The 24792-nt window shown below is 65.9% G+C and carries 23 protein-coding genes; 8 read left to right on the top strand and 15 right to left on the bottom strand.

Annotation, left to right across the window (positions count from 1 at the left end):
• The first annotated feature begins 70 nt into the window (after positions 1-70).
• Positions 71-2101, top strand: coding sequence for a TonB-dependent receptor plug domain-containing protein (locus FHP89_RS19340; RefSeq protein ID WP_186300246.1), 2031 nt, complete (start codon positions 71-73; stop codon positions 2099-2101).
• Positions 2102-2107: 6 nt separating this feature from the next.
• Here FHP89_RS19340 and FHP89_RS19345 read toward each other — a convergent pair whose 3' ends face one another.
• The 11 genes from FHP89_RS19345 to FHP89_RS19395 form a co-directional block, all read right to left on the bottom strand.
• Entirely contained in the window at positions 2108-2461 is a 354-nt protein-coding gene (locus FHP89_RS19345; RefSeq protein ID WP_144176103.1) for a YbaN family protein, read from the bottom strand.
• 13 nt (positions 2462-2474) lie between these two features.
• Positions 2475-8057, bottom strand: a complete 5583-nt coding sequence (uvrA, locus tag FHP89_RS19350) for an excinuclease ABC subunit UvrA (protein ID WP_222105451.1) — start codon at positions 8055-8057, stop codon at positions 2475-2477.
• A gap of 163 nt (positions 8058-8220) precedes the next feature.
• Complete coding sequence (locus FHP89_RS19355; RefSeq protein ID WP_144176104.1) at positions 8221-9015, bottom strand: metal ABC transporter permease; 795 nt, start codon at positions 9013-9015, stop codon at positions 8221-8223.
• On the bottom strand, positions 9012-9587 hold the full coding sequence (locus FHP89_RS19360) for an ATP-binding cassette domain-containing protein (protein WP_144176105.1): 576 nt from the start codon (positions 9585-9587) through the stop codon (positions 9012-9014). Before FHP89_RS19360 ends, FHP89_RS19355 begins: the two co-directional genes overlap by 4 nt.
• Positions 9584-10483: a metal ABC transporter substrate-binding protein gene (locus FHP89_RS19365; protein ID WP_222105452.1), complete on the bottom strand. Its 900-nt coding sequence runs from the start codon at positions 10481-10483 to the stop codon at positions 9584-9586. The genes FHP89_RS19360 and FHP89_RS19365 overlap by 4 nt, the downstream gene beginning before the upstream one ends.
• A 10-nt stretch (positions 10484-10493) precedes the next feature.
• Positions 10494-11849, bottom strand: coding sequence for a TonB-dependent receptor (locus FHP89_RS19370; RefSeq protein WP_144176107.1), 1356 nt, complete (start codon positions 11847-11849; stop codon positions 10494-10496).
• A 93-nt stretch (positions 11850-11942) separates the two neighbouring features.
• Positions 11943-12296 (bottom strand): hypothetical protein, encoded by a 354-nt coding sequence (locus FHP89_RS19375; RefSeq protein ID WP_144176108.1) that lies wholly within the window; start codon positions 12294-12296, stop codon positions 11943-11945.
• A gap of 10 nt (positions 12297-12306) precedes the next feature.
• The gene (locus FHP89_RS19380) at positions 12307-12912 is read right to left on the bottom strand and encodes a DUF3299 domain-containing protein (protein ID WP_144176109.1); all 606 of its coding nucleotides are present in this window, start codon (positions 12910-12912) and stop codon (positions 12307-12309) included.
• A gap of 7 nt (positions 12913-12919) precedes the next feature.
• Complete coding sequence (locus FHP89_RS19385) at positions 12920-14185, bottom strand: ABC transporter permease (RefSeq protein ID WP_144176110.1); 1266 nt, start codon at positions 14183-14185, stop codon at positions 12920-12922.
• The gene (locus FHP89_RS19390) at positions 14182-14898 is read right to left on the bottom strand and encodes an ABC transporter ATP-binding protein (RefSeq protein ID WP_144176111.1); all 717 of its coding nucleotides are present in this window, start codon (positions 14896-14898) and stop codon (positions 14182-14184) included. The genes FHP89_RS19385 and FHP89_RS19390 overlap by 4 nt, the downstream gene beginning before the upstream one ends.
• A complete protein-coding gene (locus tag FHP89_RS19395; RefSeq protein WP_260851680.1) occupies positions 14874-15419 on the bottom strand; it encodes a DUF2796 domain-containing protein in 546 nt (181 codons plus the stop codon). Before FHP89_RS19395 ends, FHP89_RS19390 begins: the two co-directional genes overlap by 25 nt.
• A gap of 114 nt (positions 15420-15533) precedes the next feature.
• On the opposite strand from FHP89_RS19395, the gene FHP89_RS19400 reads away from it, so the two are divergent.
• The 4 genes from FHP89_RS19400 (at position 15534) to FHP89_RS19415 (ending at position 18675) form a co-directional block, all read left to right on the top strand.
• Entirely contained in the window at positions 15534-15968 is a 435-nt protein-coding gene (locus FHP89_RS19400; protein WP_144176112.1) for a Fur family transcriptional regulator, read from the top strand.
• Between the two features lie 192 nt (positions 15969-16160).
• Entirely contained in the window at positions 16161-16892 is a 732-nt protein-coding gene (locus FHP89_RS19405) for a metal ABC transporter ATP-binding protein (protein ID WP_186300247.1), read from the top strand.
• Positions 16889-17743 carry a metal ABC transporter permease gene (locus FHP89_RS19410; RefSeq protein WP_144176114.1) on the top strand — a complete coding sequence of 285 codons (855 nt, stop codon included), beginning with the start codon at positions 16889-16891 and terminating at the stop codon, positions 17741-17743. Before FHP89_RS19405 ends, FHP89_RS19410 begins: the two co-directional genes overlap by 4 nt.
• 17 nt (positions 17744-17760) lie before the next feature.
• Positions 17761-18675: a metal ABC transporter solute-binding protein, Zn/Mn family gene (locus FHP89_RS19415; protein WP_260851681.1), complete on the top strand. Its 915-nt coding sequence runs from the start codon at positions 17761-17763 to the stop codon at positions 18673-18675.
• A 38-nt stretch (positions 18676-18713) separates the two neighbouring features.
• On the opposite strand, the gene FHP89_RS19420 is transcribed toward FHP89_RS19415, so the two are convergent.
• From FHP89_RS19420 to FHP89_RS19435, 4 genes are all read right to left on the bottom strand, one after another.
• Entirely contained in the window at positions 18714-19796 is a 1083-nt protein-coding gene (locus tag FHP89_RS19420; protein ID WP_260851682.1) for a potassium channel family protein, read from the bottom strand.
• 70 nt (positions 19797-19866) lie between these two features.
• Positions 19867-20199 (bottom strand): VanZ family protein, encoded by a 333-nt coding sequence (locus FHP89_RS19425; RefSeq protein WP_144176117.1) that lies wholly within the window; start codon positions 20197-20199, stop codon positions 19867-19869.
• Between the two features lie 7 nt (positions 20200-20206).
• The gene (locus tag FHP89_RS19430) at positions 20207-21115 is read right to left on the bottom strand and encodes a recombination-associated protein RdgC (protein ID WP_144176118.1); all 909 of its coding nucleotides are present in this window, start codon (positions 21113-21115) and stop codon (positions 20207-20209) included.
• Positions 21116-21137: 22 nt separating this feature from the next.
• Entirely contained in the window at positions 21138-21611 is a 474-nt protein-coding gene (locus FHP89_RS19435; protein ID WP_144176119.1) for an SRPBCC family protein, read from the bottom strand.
• 69 nt (positions 21612-21680) lie between these two features.
• On the opposite strand from FHP89_RS19435, the gene FHP89_RS19440 reads away from it, so the two are divergent.
• The 3 genes from FHP89_RS19440 (at position 21681) to efp (ending at position 24649) form a co-directional block, all read left to right on the top strand.
• The gene (locus tag FHP89_RS19440) at positions 21681-22400 is read left to right on the top strand and encodes a pseudouridine synthase (protein WP_144176120.1); all 720 of its coding nucleotides are present in this window, start codon (positions 21681-21683) and stop codon (positions 22398-22400) included.
• A gap of 504 nt (positions 22401-22904) precedes the next feature.
• A complete protein-coding gene (gene earP / locus FHP89_RS19445; protein WP_144176121.1) occupies positions 22905-24035 on the top strand; it encodes an elongation factor P maturation arginine rhamnosyltransferase EarP in 1131 nt (376 codons plus the stop codon).
• A 56-nt stretch (positions 24036-24091) separates the two neighbouring features.
• Positions 24092-24649 (top strand): elongation factor P, encoded by a 558-nt coding sequence (gene efp / locus FHP89_RS19450; RefSeq protein WP_144176122.1) that lies wholly within the window; start codon positions 24092-24094, stop codon positions 24647-24649.
• Positions 24650-24792 lie beyond the last annotated feature (143 nt).

Consider the following 24792-nt stretch of genomic DNA (forward strand, 5'->3'; position numbering starts at 1 on the left):
CAAACTTTTTGCGCCCTTGCGGTATAGTCTGCGGGTTTGTCCGATCGCCGCGTAGATGATGATGAATGCGATGACTGCTGCCGTCGGAGAGCGCATCCGGCGTGGGTCAGCGGTCTCCCTGTTGCTGAGCCTGCCTGCGCTCGCATCGGCGTCGCCGATTCTGGACGAACGCGAAAGCGCGTACTTCGAACACCTGCCGGTCGTGCTCACCGCCTCCCGACTGCCCCAGGCGCTGCAAGACGCCCCCGGCGCCATGACCGTCATCGACCGCGGCGTCATCGAGCGCAGCGGCTATCGCGATCTGGCACGCCTGCTGCGGCTGGTGCCCGGCATGCTGGTGGGGCAGGAGCGAGGCAACGCCAGCTGGGTCAGCTATCACGGCCTCGGACAATCCATCCCGGGTGAGCTTCAGGTGCTGATCGACGGTGCGCCCACCTACGTGCCGGTGAGCTTTGGCACCTCTGCCTGGAGCGGTCTGCCCGTCTTTCTCAGCGAAATCGAACGTATCGAGGTGGTGCGCGGTGCCAGTGGCAACAGCTATGGCGCCAGTGCGCTGCAAGGCGCGGTCAACCTGATCACCCGTCCGGCGGCGGAAGACCCCGGCAGCCATGTGCAGATCGCCATCGGCGACCCATCGATACGCGATGTCGAAATGGGCTGGGCCGGCGGCACCGCCCCACTGGCCTTGCGCATCACCGCCGGCGAACACACCGACGGCGGCTTTCGCGGCCTGCATGATCACCGCCGCACCCAGCGCGTCAGCCTGCGCGGCGACGCGCAGATCAACCCGGAAAACACCTTCAGCTTCCGACTCGGCAGCACACACGAAACCACCGGTCGCGGCTACCCGGACTCGCCCTTCGGCAACAACGCCCTGCGTGACGGCGAAGACACCGCTCATCTACTCCACCTGCGCTGGCAGCATGTCGACAGCATCGATAGCGAATGGTCGCTAAGTGCCTATCATCATCAGCTCGACTACCGCGACCGCTGGATCGGTGGCATCCCCAGCATCCCGGACGTTCCCCTTTCACGCGACCGCCGGGATCTGCGCAGCAGCATCGAATTCCAGCAGCGCGATCGCTGGTCAGAGCGCGTTCGCGGGGTCTGGGGGGCCGAGGCCACCCAAACACAAACGCGCTCGCCCTTCAGCTTCTCCAGCAACGCCTCGGTCCGTGTCCCGATCTATCGCTTGTTCAGCAATATCGAATGGCAAGCCACCGATGCAACCCAGCTCAATCTGGGCCTCGCCCTGGAACGCAGCAACGATGACGGCTGGCGTTTCAGCCCGCGCCTGTATGCCAACCATCGCCTAACGCCGGCCGACACACTGCGAATCGGCGTCGCGCGGGCCTGGCGAAGCACCAGCCCGTTCGAGCGCCACAGCGACACGCGTATCTATCACCCCGCGAATCCTGCCTTGCTGCTGGCGCGGCCCTTCCTCCCCAATCCCGATCTTCGCCAGACGCGTGCCGACACCTTTGAACTCGGCTACATCCGGCAACTGCACTGGGCGCGCAGCACCGCCGAAATCCGCATCTTCCAGGAGCGTCTGCGCGATCTGGTGATCCGTCAGCAGGTCACGCCGCCACCGCCCACACCCTTGCTTGCGGCGCAGATCCCCACCACGCGCGAAGAGAACTTCGGCAACGATCTCTACGTCCGGGGGGTTGAGTTGCAGTGGGAAGCGCACCCGTGGCGAAACGGCGATATCCGCCTGGCCTGGAGTGTCTTGCAACGCGACGCCGGCGACGCTCAGGTGGAAGCGGGAATCGCCCCCTACACGGCCAGCCTGATGTGGATGCAGCGCTGGCCGCAACGCTGGAGCAGCATGGTGCATCTCAACCGGGTCGGTCCGGTGGCCAGTGGCGACAGCTACATCGCCGGCCAAACCTATGTGGTGCGCGCTTACACTTCACTGGATATCGCCCTTTCCCGGCCGATCCGGCTAGCGGGGCAATCCGCCCGACTGACTTTGGCGGCGCTCAATCTCGGCCCGCGCCACCAGGAAGTGGCCAACCCGGCGCAGCAACTGAACAGCACTCAGCCCGTCAACCGTGTGTCACGCCAAGTCTATCTTGGCCTCGACATGCGCTTCTGAGCGCGCTCAGGCCGACGGCCGGGTCAGCACCCAGGCGCCCACCACAGCGCAAAACCCCGCCGGCACCATGTGCCAACCGGGCGGCAACAAGAACCAGCCCCCCAACGCGCTGACCAGCATCATCAGCACCGCCAGGCGCTTACCCTGCGCGGGAATCGCGCCGCGCTCGCGCCAGGCACGGATCGACGGTCCGAAGCGCGGATCAGCCAGCAGCCGCGCCTCCCAGGCCGGGTTGCCGCGCGCAAAGCAGAAGGCCGCCAGCAGCACGAAAGGCGTGGTCGGCAGCAGCGGCAGGAAGATGCCAGCAAAGCCGAGCACCAGCGACAGCGCCCCGGCGGTCAGGTAGATCGGTTTTCGCATCCGCTCATCCCGCTCATGTCATCGCCTCGGCCCGCGTGCGGCGCGCCTGCAGAAACTCGCCCAGCAGCCGCGCGGTGTGCCCCGCACCCGCCTTCAGCACCGTATCGACCGCACCGCAGCCAACCACGCTGCCGCCGCCGTCGCCGCCTTCCGGCCCCAGGTCGACCAGCCAGTCGGCCTCGGCCATCACGTCCAGATCGTGTTCGATCACCACCACCGTGTTGCCGGCCTCGACCAGCCGGTGCAACACATGGATGAGCTTTTCCACGTCGGCCATGTGCAGGCCGACGGTCGGTTCATCCAGCACATACAGCGTGTTCGCGCCGCCGCCGCCGCGGCCTGGCCGAGTCGGCGTGCGCGCCTTGGCCAGTTCGGTGACCAGCTTGATGCGCTGCGCCTCGCCGCCGGACAGCGTCGGGCTGGCCTGGCCGAGCGTGAGGTAGCCGAGGCCGACATCCTGCAGCAACGCCAGGGTGTGATGAATGCGCGGATGGGCGGCGAAGAAGTCCACCGCGGTATCCACGTCCATCGCCAGCACCTCGCCGATGTTCTTCTCGCGCCAGCGCACCGACAGCGTCTCGCGGTTGAAGCGCTTGCCGGCGCAGGTCTCGCAAGGCACTTTCACGTCCGGCAGAAAGCTCATCTCGATGCGTTGCTGGCCCTGGCCCTCGCAGGTCGGGCAGCGCCCGGCGCCGGTGTTGAAGGAGAAGCGCGCCGCCGTCCAGCCGCGCATGCGCGACTCGTTGGTGTCGGCGAAGCACTTGCGGATGAGATCCCAGAAGCCGACATAGGTCGCCGGGCAGGAACGCGGCGTCTTGCCGATGGGGGTCTGATCGACCTCCAGCACCCGGCCGATCTGCTCCCAGCCCTCGACGCTCGCACAGCCCACCGGCGCCCCGCCGGCCACCAGCTGCTTGAGGCTGTCGAGCAATACGTCGCGCGCCAGCGTGGACTTGCCGGAACCGGAGACGCCGGTCACCACGCTCAGGCGCGCCAGCGGCACGCGCACATCCACGGTTTTCAGGTTGTGCAGGCTGGCGCCACGCAGCCACAGACTATCGGTGTCTTTCTTGACCGGGCGCGGCGGGGCCAGCGGGTGCTGCAGCGGCGACCGCAGATGCCGGCCAGTCACCGAGTCCGGCGAGGCCATCAGCGCCGCGGCATTGCCCTCGGCCACGATATGCCCGCCCCGGCTGCCGGCGCCCGGCCCGAGGTCGATCACATGGTCGGCGCGGCGGATGGTGTCCTCGTCATGCTCGACCACCACCAGCGTGTTGCCCTTGGCTTCCAGCCGCGCCAAGGTGTCGAGCAGCACCTGGTTGTCGCGCGGATGCAGGCCGATGGTCGGCTCGTCGAGGATATAGCACACACCGGTCAGGCTGGAGCCGAGCTGCGCCGCCAGCCGGATGCGCTGCGCCTCGCCACCGGAGAGCGTAGGCGCGGCGCGATCCAGCGCCAGATAGCCGAGGCCGACCTGCTGCAAAAAACTCAATCGACTGCCCAGTTCGCTGACGATGTCGCGCGCGATCTCGGCCTCGCGGCCAGCCAGCGGCAGGTCGGTGAAGAAGCCGGCCACCGCATCCACCGAGCCGGCGGTCAGCGCCGAAATCGGCTGCTCGCGATAACGCACATTGCGCGCGATCGGGTTCAGGCGCGTGCCCTCGCAGCTCGGGCAGGGCGTGCTCGGTTCTTCGTCAAAGCTGGCGAAGTCGAGCTCGTGCACGTCCTCGGCCTTCACCTTGCCGACGACCAAGCCGGTGCCAAAACACGCGCCGCACCAGCCATGCTTGCTGTTGAAGGAGAACAGGCGCGGGTCCAGCTCGGGGAAACTCTTGCCGCAGCAAGAACACGCGCGGTGGATGGAAAAGGTCTCCGGCGTCGCGCCCAGCGTGCCCAGCCGCAAGACTCGCAACACGCCCTTGCCGATGTCGAGTGCCTCGCGCACCTGCTCGCGCAGCAGCGCCTCGTTCTCGGGCACCACCTTGACCATGCCGACCGGCAACTCCAGCGTGTGTTCCTTGTAGCGGTCGAGGCGCGGCCATTTGCGCGTGGGCAGATATTCGCCATCGACACGCAACTGCTCATAGCCCTTGCCGCGCGCCCACTTGGCCAGATCGGTGTACAAGCCCTTGCGGTTATTCACCAGCGGCGCCAGCAACTCCACCGACTCGCCGCGATGCTCGGCGCTGATCCGCGCAATGATCGCCTCGAAGCTCTGCGGTGCCACCGGCACCTGACAGTCCGGGCAGTACTGCGTGCCCAGCTTCACATAGAGCAGACGCAGAAAGTGGTACAGCTCGGTCAGCGTCGCCACCGTGCTCTTGCGCCCGCCGCGGCTGGTGCGCTGCTCGATGGCGACGGTGGGCGGAATGCCGTAGATGGCATCCACGTCCGGCCGCGCCGCCGGCTGCACAAACTGTCGCGCGTAGGCATTGAGCGATTCGAGATAACGCCGCTGGCCCTCGCCGAACAGGATGTCGAAAGCCAGCGTGGATTTGCCCGAGCCGGACACCCCGGTGATCACCGTGAAGCCGCTGCGCGGGATCTTCACGTCCACGTTCTTGAGGTTGTGTTCGCGCGCATGGTGAATGCTGATGTGGCCGGCGCCCCGCGCCCGGTAAGCCACGGCCGGCTCGGCCGCGAGACGCACCGGCGGGGCGGCCAGCGCCGCTTCGTACTCGGCCAGCGCGCGGCCGGTGTGCGAGGTCTTGTGTTTCGCCACCGCCGCCGGCGGCCCTTCGGTCACCAGCAGTCCGCCACCTTCGCCGCCCTCGGGGCCGAGGTCGACCAGCCAGTCGGCGGCGCGAATCACGTCGAGGTTGTGTTCGATCACCAGCAGCGAATGGCCGGCATCGACCAGCTTGCGGAAGGCGCCAAGCAGGCGCGCGACATCGTCGAAATGCAGGCCGGTGGTCGGCTCATCAAACAAAAACAGCGTGCCACCGGCCGTCGTCGGCTCGGTGGACTTCTTGCGCTTGCCCGCCTTGGCCGCAAACGCCGCCAGATGCCCCGCCAGCTTGAGGCGCTGCGCCTCGCCGCCGGACAGGGTCGGCACCGGCTGGCCGAGGCGCACATAGTCGAGGCCGACATCGATGATCGGCTGCAGCGCGGTGGCCACCGCCTTGTCACCATCGAAGAAGGCCAGGGCTTCGGAGACGGTCATCGCCAGCACGTCGGCCACGTTGCGGCCGTCGATCTCCAGTTCGAGCACCTCGGGGCGGTAGCGCTTGCCGTCGCAGTCCGGGCAGCGCAGATAGACGTCCGACAGGAACTGCATCTCCACATGCTCGAAGCCCGAGCCGGTGCAGGTCGGGCAGCGACCCTGGCCGGCGTTGAAGCTGAAGGTGCCCGGCGTATAGCCGCGCTGCTTGGCGGCGGGCAGGGCGGCGAAGCGGGCGCGGATCGCGTCCCAGGCGCCGACATAGCTCACCGGATTGGAGCGCGAACTCTTGCCGATGGGCGACTGATCGACCATCACCACATCCGTGATGTGTTCGATGCCATCAATGCCGGCGTGCGCGCCGGGGGTCTCGGTGGGCTGGCCGAAAGATTTACGCAGGGCGGGGTAGAGCACGTCCTGCACCAGCGTCGATTTGCCCGAGCCGGACACGCCGGTGATCACCACCATGCGGTTCAGCGGCAGGGCGACGTCGATGCCTTGCAGGTTGTGGTCGCGCGCCTCGCGAATGGTGAGGCGCGGGGTGTCGGCATCGACCGGGCGCTGCGCGGTGCCGGGGTCGACATGCTTGCGGCCAGACAGATAGTCGGCGGTCAACGTCGAGCCCTCGGCGCGCAGCGCAGCCGGCGTGCCGGAGAACACGATCTGCCCGCCGCGCTCACCGGGGCCGGGGCCGATGTCGAAGATGTGGTCGGCGGCCAGCATCACCGCCGGGTCGTGCTCGACCACCACCAGCGAGTTGCCGGCGTCGCGCAGCCGGCGCATGACCTGCACGATGCGATCCATGTCGCGCGGATGCAGGCCGATGGACGGCTCGTCGAGCACGAACAAGGTGTTCACCAGCGAGGTACCCAACGCCGTGGTCAGGTTGATGCGCTGCACCTCGCCGCCCGACAGCGTGCGGCTCTGGCGATCGAGCGTGAGATAGCCGAGGCCGACTTCGGTGAGGTAGCGCAGACGGGCGCGAATCTCGTCACAGACCATGCGCGTGGCTTCGTCTTCAGCGGTGGTGCCGGTGGCTTCGATGCGCTCCACAAAACCGGCCAGCCGGTCGATGGGCAGCTGCATCAGGTCGTGCAGCGTGAGGCCCGGCAGCGTGGCGAGGCGGTCGCGGCCACCAGCGAGTCCCGGCGGCAGGAAGCGCGCGGCGGCCGGCATCACCGCGTCGGCGGCTGCGGCATCACCAACTCGCCACAACAGGGATTCGGGCTTCAGACGCGAGCCCTGACACGCCGGGCATTCCGTGTAGCTGCGGTATTTCGACAGCAGCACGCGGATGTGCATCTTGTAGGCCTTGCTCTCCAGCCAGTCGAAAAAGCGCCGCACGCCGTACCACACGCCCGGCCAGGATCGGCTCCAGTTCTTCCACTGCGGCTCGCCTTCGAGCACCCAGTGGCGCTGTTCGTCGGTGAGATCGCGCCAGGGCACGCCGAGCGGAATGCCGGCCTTGGCGGCCATCTTTTCCATGTCGTCCTGGCATTCGGAATAGCTCGCCGTCTGCCAGGGTTTGACCGCGCCCTGCGCCAGCGTCTTGCTCTCGTCGGGCACCACCAGGCCGTGATCGATGCCGATCACCCGACCAAAACCGCGACAACTCTCGCAGGCGCCCAGCGGCGAGTTGAAAGAGAACAGGCTGGGCAGCGGCTCGCCGTAGTGGATGTCGCAGTCGGCGCAGTGGAAGTCGTCCGAGAAGCGCCACGCCGCCGTCTCGGCGCCGTCGCCATCGACGGCCCGCACGGTGAGCCGACCCTGACCGGTGCGCAGCGCCGCCTCGATGGCCTCGCCGACCCGCGCCGCCTCGGTATTGCCGAAACGGAAACGGTCCTGCACCACCCAAAGCTTGTCGCCCTCGCGACCATGAATGCGGGTGTAGCCCTGCTGCTCGAGATAGCCGCGGATCTCGTCCTCGGTAAAGTTGGCCGGCACCTCGACCGGGAAAGTCACCAGCAGACGCGGGTCGCCCGCCGCCGCCGTGCGCTCGGCCAGCGCGGCCGCGATGCTTTGCGGCGTATCGCGCTGCACCGCCGCGCCACAGCCCCGGCAATGCAGATGCGCGGTGCGGGCAAAGAGCAACTTGAAGTGGTCGGTCAGCTCGGTCATGGTGCCAACCGTCGAGCGCGAGGTGCGCACCGGGTTGGTCTGATCGATGGCGATCGCCGGCGGCACGCCCTCGATGCGCGTCACATGCGGCTTGTCCATGCGGTCGAGAAACTGCCGCGCATAGGGCGAGAAGGTCTCGACGTAACGGCGCTGGCCCTCGGCATACAAGGTGTCGAACACCAGCGAGGACTTGCCCGAACCCGACGGCCCGGTGAACACCACCAGCTGCCCGAGCGGGATCTCCAGGTCGAGGTTTTTCAGATTGTTCTGGGTGGCACCGACAATGCGGATGCTGTCGGCGCTCATGGGGTCGGGCATGGAGATCTCGGCGGGCGGCGTGAACCTCAAGAGAATACCCAATTGACGGAAAAGTTCTCGCTCTGTGCACCGCCGCCGTCAGCGGCTGGGCCCATCCGTCACAGGATGGCTGCGTAAGACACTGAACTCAGTGGAGTTTTCCGATCTCACCGTCCGCTGTCCGTCACCCAGCCCCGCGACCCGCGCGCCGCCGCCACGGCGGCGCCAGCCCGGCAACCAACAACACCGCGGCCACGCCGACCGGCCCGAAGGGCTGATCGAGCACCAGCGCCAGCACAAAGCCCAGCACATAGGCCGTCACACTGATCGCCATCGCCCGCCACAACGCCCCTCGCCATGACGGCGCCGTGGCAAAAGCGCGCCAGGCCGGCACGAAAGCCAGCGCGAAGCTGGCCATCACCCCAAGCGACAGAATCGCCACACCCACGCTGGCGCCGGCCACCAGGTCGAAGGCCAGCCGGATCGCCGCCCCCGGCGGGCCCAACGCGGGATGCACGCGTGCGCGCAGCAGCGCACGATGGCTCCACAACAACACCTGCACGCCGATGCCCAGCACTGCCGCTGCCGCCGCCAGATGCCCGCCGCCGGTGAAATACAGTTGCCCGTCGAACACCGCGCCCGCGGCCTGCTCAGCCAGCGGGTGGTTGCTCATCACCGCCACCGCCGCGGCCCAGCCGAGCAGCAGCATGGCCGCATAGGCGCTGTCGCTCGGGCGCTTCAAGCCCCACTTGGCCAGCGCCGCGAGCAGCCCGGCGCCGGCCCCGCCGGCCACCGCCGGCAAGCCCAGCACCGCCCCGCCGAGCGCGCCGGCCGAGGCCAGCTGCGCCATGCCGAGCACTGCCAGCCATTCGCCGCGCAGGCGCAGGTAGAGGCCGAGCACCGGCAGCCACACGGCCAGCAACAGGCCGGTGAGGAAGGGCAGGCGGAACAGCGGGTCGAACAGCAGATCGATATTCATGAGGCGATCCGGATCACGGACTGGCGCGCGGTGTCGACCAGGCTGTCGTCATGCGTCACCAGCACCACGGCCTGGCCGGCCGGTGGCGTGTGCAGCCAGTCGCGCAGCGCGGCCAGCCCGCGCGCGTCGAGGTTGTTACCCGGTTCGTCGAGGCACAGCACATCGAAGGGCGCGGCGGCGATCGACCAGAAACGCAGGTATTGCAGCTGCCCGCCGGAGAGGCGATCGAGGCGGGCGTCCAGACAGTCGGCCAGCCACGGCGGCAGGCCATCGGCGGTGGCGCCGGTCAGGGCCAGCAGCTCGCGACCGCTCAGCGGCAGCTCGGCCTGCCCCTCGGCAGCCTGCGCCAGATGACCGAGGCGCAGGCCGGGCGCCTGCCACACCCGCCCGGCCAGGCGCAACCGCGCCTCGCCGAGCGCGCGCAGCACGGTGCTTTTGCCGGCACCATTCGGCCCGAGCAGGGTGGTGACCCGGCCGGCCACCAGTTGCAGGTCCAGCCCCTTCAGCAGGGGCCGGTCGTAGCCGACGCTCAGCCCGAGTGCCTCGAGCAAAACGGTGCCCGGCGGTTTCATCGTCGCTGCGCCAGCAGACGATCGATGAGCTCGTCAAACCAGGCGGTCAGCCCGGCTTCGTCCGCCGATGTCTCGACGCTGACCGGCAGGCGCAGCAGCGGGATACCGCTGTGCTCGGCCAGCCACTGGCCCGGCCCCTCCGACGCATACGGTGGCCGCACGATGGCCAGCACCCGTTGCCCGGCCAACGCATCGCGCAGCGCGGCCAGATGCGCCGACCCCGGCGCCACGCCGGGCTTGGGCTCCAGCGTGCCGGCCCGGCTCAGGCCGAGCCAGTGGGTGAAGTAGGGATAGGCGGTGTGATGCACCACGATGGCCTCGCCCCGAAGCGGCGCGGCGCGCTCGGCCCAGCGCGCGATGGCAGCCTGCCAGCGCGTGCGGAAGGCCGCCCAATTGGCCTCATACACCGCCGCCTGCGCCGGATCGCGCGCCGCCATGCGTTGTTGCAAGGCCGCGCCGACCGTCAGCATCACACGCGGGTCGAGACCGATGTGCGGATTGCCAGCGGGGTGCACATCGCCATCAGCACGGTCGACGCGCACCGGCACCTCCAGCAATGCCACCTGCGCGGCGGCCTCGAAATAACCCGGCTGACCGGGCTGGATGACTGGATTACCGGCCGAAGACAGCACCGCCGGCAGCCAGCCGATCTCCAGTTCGGCGCCGTTGGCCACCACCAGGTCGGCCTGCCGCGCGCGGGCAATCAGCGAGGGCCGGGCCTCGATGTGGTGCGGGTCCTGCCGCGCATGGGTCGCGACAAACACCGTCACCGCATCGCCGCCGATCACCTGCGCCAGCGCCCCCCATTCGGGGAGCGTGGCAAACACCTTGAGCCCGGCACTGGCCGGGCCGGTCAGGCCCAGACACAGCAGGGCGAAAAGAATGCGTCGTATCATCCTCATCCCCTCAGAAGCGGTGCGCGCCATGGGCGCCCAGGCTCATCACGTATTGCAGCCACAGCTGGTTGTCGACTTCACCGGCCATCGACTGATCACGCGCCAGCTGCAGACGCAGGCGGGAGAACTCGCTCGGGCTCCAGTCCACCATCAGGCTGTTGCGCTTGGGGGTGTGGTTCTCGCGTTCGATGTTGGCGTTGTTATCGCCATAGTCGCGGGTGCCCGGATCGAGCCGGTCGTGCCGCAGGCCGACGCGCCACTGCGGGTGAAACTTGTAAACTGCCTGCACATACCAGCCATGTTGTCGGGTGCGGTAGTCGTCCTCGACCGCCACCGCGCAGGCGCTGCCGGCCTCGCCCTGGCAATTCAGCTCACCGTCTTCGCGGCGCTGAAAATATTCGGCCTGCAGGGTCAGTGCACGCGCACTGGCGTTGCCGTCGGGCGCCCATTTCCACACCGCGTCGGCGATCCACGTGCGGCTGCGGCCGGTGAAGTCGCCCGTCACCTCCTCGCCGCCGACATCCTTGAAATGCGAATGCCGGTCGGCGGCGCGGGCATTCAGGTAAGACAACCCCGCACGCCAGCTGTGGCTGCTGCCGACGTCACCGCCCAGGTGGGCGAAGATGGCGCTGCTACCAATGCCGTTCACATCGCGGTCGGTGCCCGGAAACCTGGCGCCGCGCCCGATCTCGACACCAACCTCGGCGAACAGGTCGGTCGGCAGCACCCACTTGAGCTGCAGGCCGTCGTTGCCGTAGTTTGCATGCTCGCCGAACAGCGCGGTGTACATCAGCGGCGCGTCGGCGAAGTCCCAGGCATGGGCATGCTGGGCGTTGAGGTAGCCGATGCTGGACAGGAAGCGGCCACCGCGCAAGCTCAGGCCGTGGCCCATGCCGGTGGTCTGGAACCAGGCTTCTTCCACCTCGACCTCACCGTCGGTGATACCGAAGTTCACCAGGCCGCGGTAGTGGCTATCGATATTGGCAGCCAGCACCAGCTCGGTGTGGTCGAGCGAGAAGCCGCGCTCGCCGCCGCCGTGATCATGGTCGTGGTCGGCGAGGGCGGCGAAGCCGCTGATGTGGCGCTCGTCGATGTCCTTCATGCGACGGTACTGGCCTTGCAGGGTCAGCGAGATCTCGGGGTTGAAGCCCTTGCCGGTCGACACCGGTTGCGCGGGCGCCGCGACGGGCGCGGTGTGCTGGCTCACCAGACGCTGTTCGAGTTCGGCCAGGCGTTTTTCGTACTGGGCACGCAGTTGCTGGATTTCTTCGCGCAGGCTGGCCACTTCGGGCGATGCGGCGGCAAAGGCGACGGGGGAAGCGAAGGCGAGCGCCAGGGCGCCGGCCAGAATGCTGGGGTTTTTCATCATCTGATACCTGTGTGTGTGCGCAAATCGGGCGCACAAAAACTCACGCCGGCGCCGCGGGGTGGGGCCGGTAAGGACGTTGCGAGAAGGGGCTCAGACGGTCGGGGGCGAACGGTTTCGCGCGCGGCGCGCGCGAGAGGCGGGGAATGGTCTCGACGACACCGTCGCCGCAACGAGGCCCGGCGACGGCAAGCACGCGGTGGCGCCACCATCGACCAGCATGTCTGCGGTGGCCGTCGCGGCCACGCAGTCCAGACACAGCAGATCCGCCGCATGCTCGGCCGGATCACCGATGTGCGCGGTGCCCGCCGGGTGCGCCTCGGACGCCGGCAGATGCTCGTACGCGTGCGTCAGCGGCACGCCCATCGAGAACTGCAGCACCGCGGCCAGCAACAGCGCCGGCAGCCAGTTCAGGCGACCTGAGAATGGAGAGCGTGATGCCCGCATGATCAAGTGATCATTCGAGATACGGCTCGACCTTGACCGCCGCGATGCGGTAGCCGGCATCGCCCAGGTCGGTCTTGGCGGCGGCCAGACGCATCGTTCCGCTGACCCACACCGCGCCCATGTCGGGCCCGACCGGCACCGGCTGGTCGGGGATCACATGCACCACCTGGTTGGCCGGCGGCGGCGGCACATGGATGCAGGCACCAAAATAGGGCACCAGCAGGAACTCGCGAATGTGCTTGTCGTCGCCCTCGAGGCGCACCAGGAAACCGGCCATGCGAATCTTCTGGCCGTTGAGCGCCGGCACCACCGGCGCGGCCTCCCAGGCCTGCTTGATCTTGGCCATCACCTCCATGGCGCGCGGATCGTTGTCCTTCAGGCTCTCCATGTCGAGTTGTTTGAAGATCGCGTTGGGATCCCAGTCGGCCGGCATGAGGTCGTCGAAGGTGATGGTACGAAAGCTGCCCGCGGTTTTCGGCGCCGGTTTGGCGAGGCGGTCGCCGACGGCGTAGTCCTTGCCGGCCTGCGCTTGCACGTCGGTGCTAGCCAGACCAAACCACAGCGGCACGGCCGCCAGGCCCACCACAGCCAGCATCATCAGAAGTTTTGTCTTCATGTCGGTCTCACATGCGAACGGTCATGCCGTCCACGAGGGAATAGCGATAAGCGCGCCAGGCGGGGATCACACTGGCCAGCAGTGCGGCGGCGATCACGCCAGCCAACCACACCAACTCACTCTGATCCACAAACCGGGCGACAAGTTGCACCCCGTGTTCGGCCATCAGCCACGGCGACAGGGCGGCACTGAGGCCCCACAACAGCAATACGCCCAACGCGCAACCCGCCACCGCCAGCAACACGCTCTCGGTCATCAGCAGCACAAACACATCACCCGGCCCGGCGCCCAGCGCCCGCAGGATGGCCAGCTCGCGCCGCCGCGCCGACAGGCTGCTGACCAGCGTCGCCACCAGCCCGGCCAGCCCGACTGCCACCACAAAGGCCGACACCGCCAGCAGCACCCGCTCGACCACGCCGACCACGCGCCACAGCTCGTCCAGGGTCACGCCGGGCAGAATCGCCAGCAGCGGCTCGCCGTCCGAGGTGTTGATTTCGCGCTGCACCCGGAACACGGTCGAGCGCCGCTCCAGGCCGATCAACGCGGCGGTGACGCGTTTTGGTGTGAGATCGAACTTGCCCACAAACTGCGCCGGAATCTCCACCCCCGGAATACGGCTGCCGCCCTGCCAGTCGAGGTGGATGGCCTCGATTGCCGGCAGACCGACCAGCACCGAGCGGTCGACCGGGGTACCCGTGCGCGCCAGCACGCCGGTCACGGTAAAGGGTTTGTCGCCATGCTCGGCCGCCGCAAACTCGCCGGCGCCATGACTGAGTACGATCTTCGCCCCCGGCGCATAGCCCAGGCTCGCGGCCACCTCGGCGCCCACCACGGCGTCGAACACGCCGTCGAAAGCCTGCCCGGCGGCAAAACGCAAGGGCTGGCGATCACCGGTCTGCACATGAGCGAAGAAATCGGCGGTGGTGCCGACCACCCGGAAACCGCGATGCGAGTCGCCCAGCGACACCGGCACCAGCCAGGCCACATCCTTGTGACCGCGCAAGGCGTCGATGCGTGACCAGCTCACATCATGCGTCGCGTCGCCAATATGAAAGACCGAATACAGCAGCAACTGCACCGCGCCGCTGCGCGCGCCGACGATCAGGTCGGTGCCCGACAAAGTGTTGGCGAAGCTGGCGCGGGCGTCATTGCGCAGGCGCTCGACCCCGAGCAGCAGGGTCACGCTGAGCGCGATGGCGATCAAGGTGAGTGCCGTTGCCAACCCGCGATTGCGGACGCTGGCGAGCGTCAGATGCCATAGCGGCAGCCTCATGCCGCCACCTCGGTCGCCGTGTTGAGATCGGTCAGCGCCTCGCTGCGGTCGAAGCGCTCGGCCAGCCGCAGGTCATGGCTGACAAACAGCAGGCTCGCGCCCACCGACGCGCACTCATCGAGCAGCAGGTCGAGAAAGGCCGCTTGTCGTGCGGCATCGAGCGCCGAGGTGGGCTCATCGGCAATCACCAGCGACGGTGCACCGATCAAGGCCCGCGCCGCGGCCACGCGCTGCTGCTGGCCGACACTCAGCTCGGCCGCCGGTCGCTTCAGGAGATTCGCCGGCAAATCCAGATGCCCCGCCAAGCGCGCCACGGCGGCATCCACATCGCCGGCTCGCTGCGTCCGCACGGGCGAAAAGCGGCACGGCAGGGCGATGTTGTCGGCCGCCGACAGATAGGGAATCAGGTTGAACTGCTGAAAGATGAAACCGATGTGATCGGCCCGAAAACGGTCGCGCTGCGACCCGGACAGCGCCAACAAATCGGTGCCCAGCACCTGCAGCGTGCCAGCGTCGGCGCGCAGCACCCCGCCGATCAGTGACAACAGCGTGGTCTTGCCGCTGCCGCTGGGGCCATGCAGAAACAGCCGCTCACCGGCCGCCAGCGTGAAGTCGGCGATGTCGAGACAGTCCCGCGCGGCGCCCGGCCAGCCAAAGCGCAGCCCGTTCAGCGCAACCGCCGGATGGCTCACCGTGCCGCCGGCAGCGACCATGTCGCCTGTGCGGGACGCAACACCGACTTGCCTTGGCCGGCCACCGTGGCGGCCTCGGCATCCAGGCGCTGCAGTCGTGGAAACGCCTTGAACAGACCGACCGTGACCTGTGTCAGCGCGGTCGGCTGCGCGCAGTCGAAAACATATTCCGCTTCCGCATCGGAATGCCCGGAGTGGTCATCCGCGTGCGCTGCGTGCTTGTCGCCAGGCTCACCAAAGGGCAGCTCAACGTCGACCGATGTCAGTGTGCAAGCGGCCGCAGCGGGCAGGGTAAGTACCTGTGCTGCGTTCTCCAGCGTCACGCGGGCCTGCGTCAGGGCCTTTTTCTGTGCCTCGGTGCGGGGCGCGTGTTCAAAGCCCACGAGGCTGTCGAGCGGGCTGTCGAAACCGAGGGTAATTGTGGTGTCGTCCTGCACCAGGCTCAAACGGGCCACGCCGTGTTCATGGGCGCCACCGGCGGCGCTCGCCCCCAGCGAGACAGCCATCAGGCACAGGCCACTGAGCATCTGCCGTGTTGTCATTGAATCCGTCATCCATTCGAAGTGATCAGGCGGGCTCCACCTGTCGAAGGCGTGCCTTTGCATGGCGCAAATGCTACTATGTTGCAAAACCACCTGCAACTGACTTGCAAGCCTATGTCGACTCACACCCATCCCAGTTCTGCCGAATCGCTGATCACCGCCCAGGGCGGGCGCATCACCCGCACCCGGGTGGCGGTGCTCGAGATCCTGCTCGCTGCAGACCAGTCGCTGACCCATGACGAGATCGGCCTTGCGCTGGCCGAGCAGGGCATCAAGCACGACCGCGTCACGCTGTATCGCACGCTGGACTGGCTGGTGGAATCAGGTGTGGCGCACAAGATGGCCGGTGATGACCGCGCGCGGCGCTTTGGCGTGGCCGCCTCCGGCCCGCATGAACATGCGCACTTTCATTGCGATCGCTGCGGCAAGGTGGTGTGCCTGGAAGGGCTGCAGCCGGCCGTGGCGGTGAATCTGCCCGGCGGCTACCAGCTCGATCGTGCCGAACTGGTGCTGCATGGCGCCTGCCCGACCTGCGGCAAGGGCGCCTGAGCGCCCCATCGACGCCTTGATTAAAACGCAACATTGTTGCAATATAAACCCTGATTTTGTTGAACTGGTTGCATTCATGCCTTTGCACGCCCGCCCCTTTCATTCCCTGCTGACCCTCGGTGTCGGCGCCCGGCTCGCCATTGCCGCAGGCGCGGCGGCCGTGCTGTGGGCAGTCATGGCCTGGGCGCTGCTGTGAGCGCGGCGGCCCTGACGCTGACCGGCGTGAGCGCCGGCTATGGCGGCCAGACCACCGTGTCCGACGTGTCGCTGGCGGTGCCGGCCGGCGCGCGTGTGGCCGTCATCGGGGCCAACGGCGCGGGCAAGTCGACGCTGCTGCGTACCATCGCCGGCGAATTACCGCTGATGGCCGGCCAGATGCGGCGTTGCGAGACCTGCGCACGCATGGGCTACCTGCCGCAATCGGCAACGGTAGACCGACGCTTTCCGATCACGGTGTATGAATTCGTGGCCATGGGTGCCTGGCAGCGCATGGGCGTGTTCCGTCGCATGAGCCCGGCGGTGCGCCAGTCGATTGCCAATGCGCTCGAGCGTACCGGCCTTGCCGCGATGTCACGTCGCCCCATCGGCGAGCTCTCGGGTGGCCAGTTGCAGCGTGCCCGGTTTGCCCGACTGATCCTGCAAGACGCCGCCATGCTGCTGCTCGACGAGCCCTTCGCCGGTGTCGATCGGCCGACCCGCGAAGCGCTGATGACCTTGGTCGATGGCTGGCATGCCGAAGGCCGCACGACCTTGGTGGTGCTGCACGATGTCGAACTGGTGCGCCAGCGTTTCGAATTGTGCCTGACCATCGACGACGGCCACGCCCAGCTCACCCCCACGGTCGAACTGCTGACCCTGCGTCCCACCTCGGCGGACGGTGCCAGCACGCGCCACGACTTTCTGCGGAACGCCTTGCGCGCATGAACTGGCTGATCCAACCCTTTGAATTCGAGTTCATGCGCGGCGCCCTGGCCGCCTGCGTGGCCTTGTCGCTGGGCGCGGCGCCGATCGGCGTGTTCATGCTGCTGCGCCGAATGAGCCTGATGGGCGATGCGATCTCGCATGCCATTTTGCCGGGCGCGGCAATCGGCTATCTGGTGGCCGGCATGTCGCTGGGGGCGATGACGCTGGGCGGCATCGTCGCCGGCGTGGCGGTCGCCCTGGCCGCCGGTGCCGTGGCACGGCGCTCGGCCCTGCGTGAGGACGCCAGTCTGGCGGCGTTTTACCTGATCTCGCTGGCGATCGGCGTGCTGCTGGTGTCGCTGCGCAGTCGCAATGTGGACTTGCTGCATGTGTTGTTCGGCTCGGTGCTCTCGCTCGATGCCGACACGCTGATGCTGATCGCCGGCATTGCCACCGTATCGCTGTTTGGCCTGGCACTGCTCTACCGGCCGCTGGTCATCGAATGTGCCGACCCGGCCTTTCTGCGGCAGGCCGGCGGCCCGGGTGCGGTCGCGCACATGGGCTTCCTGCTGCTGGCGGTGCTGAACCTTGTTGCGGGCTTTCATGCCCTCGGCACGCTGATGGCGGTCGGCATCATGGTCTTGCCCGCCGCCACCGCCCGCCTGATTTCCGACCGGTTGGACGCCATGCTCGCGCTGGCCATTGTCTTTGCGCTGAGCGGCAGCCTGGGCGGCCTGCTCCTGAGTTATCACATTGATGTGCCGGCCGGCCCCTCGGTGGTCATGTCGCTGGGCCTCATTTATCTGCTGGTATTGATGACCAGCGCACTGCGGCCACGCCGCCACTGGCACACGGGAGAAGCCACCGGATGATGCGCCGCTTTGTTTTAATGAGTCTGCTGTGTTTGATGTCCGCCAGCACGCTGGCCGAAAAAGCCCCGATTCGTGTGCTCGCCGCCTTCAGCATTCTGGCGGATCTGGCGCATCAGGTCGGCGGCGAGCGGGTGGTGGTGACCAGTCTGGTCGGGCCTGATCAGGATGCCCACGGCTTCGACCCGCGGGCCTCGGATATCCGCCGGATGAGTCAGACCGATCTGGTAATCGCCAACGGCCTCGGCTTTGATCCGTGGATCGCTCGTATGGTCGCGGCTGCCCGTTACAAGGGGCGTGTGCTGACGGTATCGGACGGCATCACGCCACTGATGGCCGATGCGCATGAAGACCATGCGGATCATGAGGACGAAAAATCGGTGTCGCATGCGCATGCCGACCATGGCGCGGCCGATCCCCATGCCTGGCTCGATATCAATCATGCCAAGCACTATGTTCGGGCGATCGCCGCCGCACTCGGGGTAATTGATCCGGCGAGCGCCGCGCATTACACCGATCGAGCAAAGTCCTACATCACGCAACTCGATACCCTTGATGTCGAACTGCGCAATCGCTTTGCGGCGCTACCCGATCACCGGCGCACGGTGGTGACGCCGCATGACGCCTTCGGCTATTTTGCCCACGCCTACGGTCTGCACTTTGTTGCCCCGGCCGGGCTCTCCAACGAAGCGTCGCCCTCGGCGGCCAGTCTGGCCACCCTGATCGAGCAGTTGCGTGAGCTGAAGGTGCCGGTGGTGTTTCTGGAGTCATTTGCCGACGAGCGTCTGATCGAGCGCATCCGCACAGCGACCGGTGCCCGCCGTGGCGGCACGCTATACGCCGACGCGCTGGCCAGCGACGGCCCGGCCAGTACCTATCTGGGTCTGATGCGCCATAACGCCAACACCCTGCTGAGCGGCCTCGATACGCAGTAAGGCCGGCTACGGCCCGTTCTGATTGACCGCTGACGGGCCTAGCGAAAGATCGCCCGCTCCAGCGCCTTGCGCGCTTCCGGGGCGCACATCACCACCAGCACCTGCCCCGGCAGCAAGGCGAAATCCAGGCTCGGATTGAAGTGGAAATGACCGTGTTCACGCACGCCTAGTAACACCACATCGAAATCCGGCAGATCGAGCGAACCGACGGTGGTCGGTTCAAAGCTCGCTGACAGGGGAATATCTTCCAGGCGGTGCGCCGTTTCGGATCGCGCCATGTCATCCATGAAGCTGAGCACGCCCGGGCGCAACATGGCCGAGGCGATCCGCAAGCCGCCGGTGAAGTCCGGCGAGATCACCACATCCGCGCCGGCCTTGCGCAGTTTTGGGCTGTTGCGCACCTCCATGCAGCGCGCGACCACCCGCACGCTTGGATTGAGTTGCTTGGCGGTGAGCGCAATCATCATGTTGCGACCATCATCATCGGTCACCGCAAAAACACCGGCCGCGTTGCCGATGTCACCGGCGAGCAAGATGTCATCATCGCTGCCATCGCCATCCAGATAGAGCAGATCGGGCTGTCGCTCGCGCGCCGTGACAAGGCAGTCGGTGTCGATATCGATCGCCACGTAGTGCCGGCGGGTGGCGTCGAGTTCTTCGGCGATATTGCGGCCAACGCGCCCGAAACCGCAGATCAGATAATGATTCTTGAGTTTGCCAATCTGCTTTTCCATGCGTCGTCTCCGCAAGGTGTCGTCCAGGTCGCCTTCCAGAAAGAATACCGACAAGGTGGTGAACGTGAAGGTCACCACGCCGAAGCCAACCAGCGAGATCACCCCGGTAAAGAGCCGCGGCCAGACGCCGACAATGGGCACCACCTCGTCATAACCGACCGTCGATAGCGTGATCAGCGTCATGTAGAGCGCGTCTGACCAGCTCGTCGTGGCACCGCCGATCACCAGAAAGCCGATCGTGCCGATCGCCACCATGCCCAACAGCACGATGCCGGCCACCACGATACGACGGCGGATGCGATCGAGCTGACGGCTGCGATGGGCATGGATGGGCAGCGTGCGCGGCGCGGCACGCCACAGACGCTGGAAGAAACGGGTCAGATACACGCGGGGCGGCGCCTCGGCAAGTCCTGGCAACCGCCACAGCATAACCCCCGGCTCACGCCGGAACAATGCGTCAGGCGAGCCGGCGCCGGTACATCAACAGGATTGCCAGGCCGACGCCCAGCGCATCGGCCAGCCAGTCCCAGCCATCGCCCATGCGGTGGGCCGTCATCGATTGTGCGATCTCGATCAGCGCACCATAGGCCAGCAAACCGGCAGAGACCGCCCACAAACGACCGCGCCATGCCAGGTGACCCAGCACCCCCAGCGCAAGGAAGGCGAAGGCGTGCTCGAGCTTGTCCTGCCAGGTGAACACCATGAGACCAGGCGGCACCGGCAGCAACGACAACACCAGCACAGCGGCCAGCGCCGCCCAGAAGAACAGACGCAGGACGGCCGGTGTCATGTCGCGATCAGACCGCCGGTGTGGCCAGCTCGCCGCCGAGAATGCCGATCACGGCCGGGATCAACTGGCGCAGCTCACCGGTCATCAGCGCGAAGTGCGCGTCGAACAGTTCGGCCGCATCTTCGCTGCCGGCACTGGCTTCTTCCTGCACCACATCGAGAAACTGCAGACGCTTGATCTCGCCCTTCTCCGTCAGCAGGAAAGACACCCGGTCATTCCAGGTCAATGCCAGCTTGGTCGGCAGCTTGCCTTCCTGCAAGTGGGTTTTGATCTCATCGCCGTCGAGGCTGTGACGCACATAGCGCACCGCCGCCTTGTCTTCGGTCACCGACTTGAGTTCGCAGTCCATGTCGATGGTGAAGTTGCCCGGCACGTCGCCGCCGGCGAGCCAGTCGCTCATGGCGGCCACCGGACTCAGTTCGGTGCGCACCAGGGTCAGCGGGAACGCATCAAGGCTCTGACGCAACGCTTCGAGGATGTCCTCGGCGCGGGTCACGCTGGCCACATCCACCGCCAGCCAGCCGTCCTGCGGGTCGATCCAGGCGTACACCTTGTTGCGACGGGTAAAGGCGCGGGGCATGAACTCCTGGGTCACCTCGTCGCGCAGATCTTTCATCTGCTTGCGACCGGGTTTGAAGCCTTGCTCCAGCTCGATGCGCGCCGCGCGCTCTTCGGCTTCCTGCTTGACCACGGAGGACGGCAGCAGGCGATGTTCGATACCCAGCGCGATCAACCATTGACCACCCACGGCGTGCACCAGCGGGCCATTGGCCACCGGCGGCAGCCATCCGCGAGATTCCGGGTCTTGCGAACCGCAGGGCGTGAACGCGCGGCGGGCAAGCTGGTCTTCGAGTTGGTCGATGCGCATATCCCAGCGCACCGGCAGACGATACAACTGCAGGTTACGAAACCACATGAGTCAGGATTCTCTTCAGAAACTAGTCGGTTCGGGTGGACTCGGCGATCATGCGCACCACCTTGACCGTATCCAGATCGGATTGGTGATAGGCAGAGCGCACATAGTCGGCGTATTTCGCGTCGTCGCCAGCCGTCTCCGACAAGCCGGTGCGGTAGGCAAAACGCAAGAACAGCGCCGCGCTGTCCGGTTCGGGTTGTTCAAGGGTGATGGTCAGCCGGCCGCTGGGATGCTCGGCCGTCGCGGCCGATTCGAAACAGATCCAGTCCATTGCCTGCCAGCGCACGGCATCGAAAATCTGCAGCTTGCCGAAGCTCAAACATCGCGTCAGCGCGGTTTCGCTGCGGGTGAGCACCTCGCAGGACTCAAGCCCGGGCAGAAAGGGGCGTGGATCCTCGGCTCGGCACAACAGGCCAAACCACACTTCTTCGCGGGTCAGATCCGGAACGGCAGGGTCGTCGAGGAGATTGACCTCGACCAGATGTTCGAACTCCAAAACACCAGCTCCAATCGGTTGAGGCGGGAGTGTAGCGTAAAGCGCCGGGCCTTTCGGTAAACTGTGGCCATGCAAATCGCTCGCCTCCTTCAAACCCAGGGTTTCGGCAGCCGCAAGGACTGCCGACTGCTGGTCAGTGCCGGCCTGGTCACCGTTAACGGTGCGGTCATCGATAATCCCACCGCCGAGGTCGATCCGGCCGGGCTGGTGTTTACCGTGGAGGGCGAAGAATGGGCCTACCACGAAAAAGCCTACCTGATGCTCTACAAGCCCGAAGGCTTCGAGTGCAGCCGGGTGCCCAAGCACCACCCCTCGGTGTTCAACCTGCTGCCGCCGCAACTGGGCGAACGCGGGGTACAGACCATCGGCCGGCTCGATCAGGACACCACCGGCCTGATCCTGCTCTCGGACGACGGACAGTTCATCCATGTGTGGAGCTCGGGCAAGAAGCAGACGCCCAAGCGTTACCGCGTCACGCTAAAGCATGGTCATACGCCGGAAATGCTGACCGCGCTGCGCGACGGGGTGGAGCTGGTCGATGAACCCGGTGAGCTGGTCGCCGCGGTGTCTGTCGAAGCCATTGATGCCCACACCATCTGGATGACCATCACCCAGGGCAAGTACCACCAGGTCAAACGCATGGTCGCTGCAGCGGGAAACCGGGTTGAGGCCTTGCATCGTGATCGCATCGGCGGATTTGAACTGCCCGCCGTACTCGAACCTGGTGACTGGGCCTGGCTGACCGAAACGCACATTGCCGCCTTGGCCGACTTTCCCCACTTCGACTGATCGACCCGCCTCTCGGGGCAATCGTCCTGATTGCCCCATGCCTGATCCCGTTCCCGTTGTTTTCCTGCTAGCCAGAAACCTGGTCAGATCCGCTGTCATTCATGGCCTGTGAATGATTGCGCCCTGAGTTGGGTTTTTCCGAGCATTCGTCTTTGAATCGAGGCGCCATCCTAACGGAAAAACCGGTGGGATTGTGGGCTTTGCAAATCAAAAAAAGCGCGGGGTTTTCTGGCCGCAGCTTTTGTCTACAGGGGTGTTAACTGTTTTATTTATATAAATAACAATAATGTATACGCTCGGCACTTTTCTGTGGAAAGGTGCTTTTTTGTTAGTTAATTCATGGGCTTATGACAATGATAAAGCTGGTGATAAGCCTGCCCCCGTTGTGTGAGTGGATTGTTCATGGTTTTTGAGCCGGGCCGTAAACCACGGCTTGTCCACAATTCATCCCATGGATGTAAGGCCAGTTGTGTACATTCGACCGATCGTCGGGAGTGTTGAGCAATGCAGTGGGATATTTACTGTCGGGTTGTGGATAACTTTGGGGATATCGGTGTTTCATGGCGCTTGGCGCGTGCTTTGGCACAGCGTTCTCCACATGCGGTGCGATTGTTTGTGGACGATTGGGCTACCTTACGCCGACTGCTGCCGCGAGCGCCGGCGGTGCCGGCACCGTTCGTCGATTCCAAGGTTTCGGTGCAGCCATGGGCAGTCGCCGAGGTGCCGACAACGTTGGCGGACTGCGTGATCGAAGCATTCGGCTGCGCGCTGCCGCCGATCTATCTGGCCGCCATGCGGGATGCGCAGACCCCGCCGGTGTGGATCAATCTGGAGTACCTGAGTGCGGAAGACTGGATCGAGGATTGCCATGGACTGCCCTCACCGGATCCGGCCACCGGTCTGGCCAAGACCTTTTTCTTTCCTGGCTTTACCGCGCGAAGTGGCGGCCTGATTCGTGAGCCTGATGTGTTTTCACGACGTGATGCGGCGCAAGCTGAAACAGGCCGCCACCAATGGTTGGCGGCGCATGGCGGTGCGGACGTGTCGGCGTCGGCGCAGTGGATTTCCTTGTTTTCCTACGACAACCCCCGCTTGGTGCCGCGTCTGACGGACTGGCAGGTCAGCGAGACGCCGGTCGTGCTGTGGGTGCCGGAAGGTACGGCCTGGCGAGGGCTTATGCCGTGGCTGGGTGAATCGCATGCGGCCCAGACATGTTGGCAGCGCGGGGCGCTCACCGTGTGTGCTTTGCCTTTCTTGTCGATGGCGGACTACGACCGATTGTTGGCGATGTGCGATGTCAATTTCGTGCGTGGTGAAGACTCCTTTGTTCGTGCACAGTGGGCGGCACGGCCTTTTGTCTGGCAGGCTTATCCACAGGCCGACGCGGCGCATGTGGATAAAATGGACGCGTTTCTCGGTCGCTACCTGACAACGGCCGACACCGAGAGTGCCGCGGCGTTCGAGGCCATGTGGCGAGACTGGAATGGCCTTGGCGCCCAAGAACAGGCGTGGCAGCGCTTCAGCGCGGCCTTGCCGACGCTTCGCCAGCATGCGCGGCAATGGTGTGATCAGATCGCGGCGACGGACGGTCTGGTCGAGAGGCTGGTGAAAATGGTTCAACCCGACGTAAAATAGCCGGTTTTAAATGACGAGCAGCCTCGCTGCTGTCCGAAGACCCTCAGGTATACGCGATGAAAACTGCTCAGGAACTGCGCTCCGGTAACGTGATCATGGTGGGCGGCAACGCGCTCGTCGTGCAGAAAACCGAATACAACAAGTCTGGCCGCAACTCTGCGGTCGTGAAAATGAAGCTGAAGAACCTGCTGACCGCAGCGCCTTCGGAGTCGGTTTACAAAGCCGACGACAAGTTCGAAGTCGTTCAGCTCGAGCGCAAGGAAGTGACTTACTCCTACTTTGCCGACCCGATGTATGTGTTCATGGACGCCGACTACGAGCAGTACGAAGTCGAAGCCGATAACATGACCGACGCGCTCAAGTACCTCGAAGACGGCCTGGCCTGCGAAGTGGTGTTCTACAACGGCAAGGCCATCTCCGTCGATCTGCCCAACTCGGTGGTGCGTGAAGTCACCTACACCGAACCCGCCGTCAAGGGCGACACCTCGGGCAAGGTGCTCAAGCCGGCCAAGATCGCGACGGGCTTCGAGCTGATGGTGCCGGCCTTTGTCGAGATCGGTGACAAGATCGAAATCGACACCCGTACCGACGAGTACAAAAACCGCGTCAAGTAAGCGCGGTCAGGTGTTGGACGACGAGGCCCGCCAGGGCCTCGTGTCATTTCAGGGCTGGATTGATTCAATCGGTATCGGCGATATCGGCCAGCGGATCGTAAAGCGTGAGCTGTGGGACAATCCAGGCATTGATCGATCGATTC

The organism is Denitromonas ohlonensis (assembly GCF_007625205.1).
In the GTDB taxonomy this organism is placed as follows: Bacteria; Pseudomonadota; Gammaproteobacteria; order Burkholderiales; family Rhodocyclaceae; genus Nitrogeniibacter; species Nitrogeniibacter ohlonensis.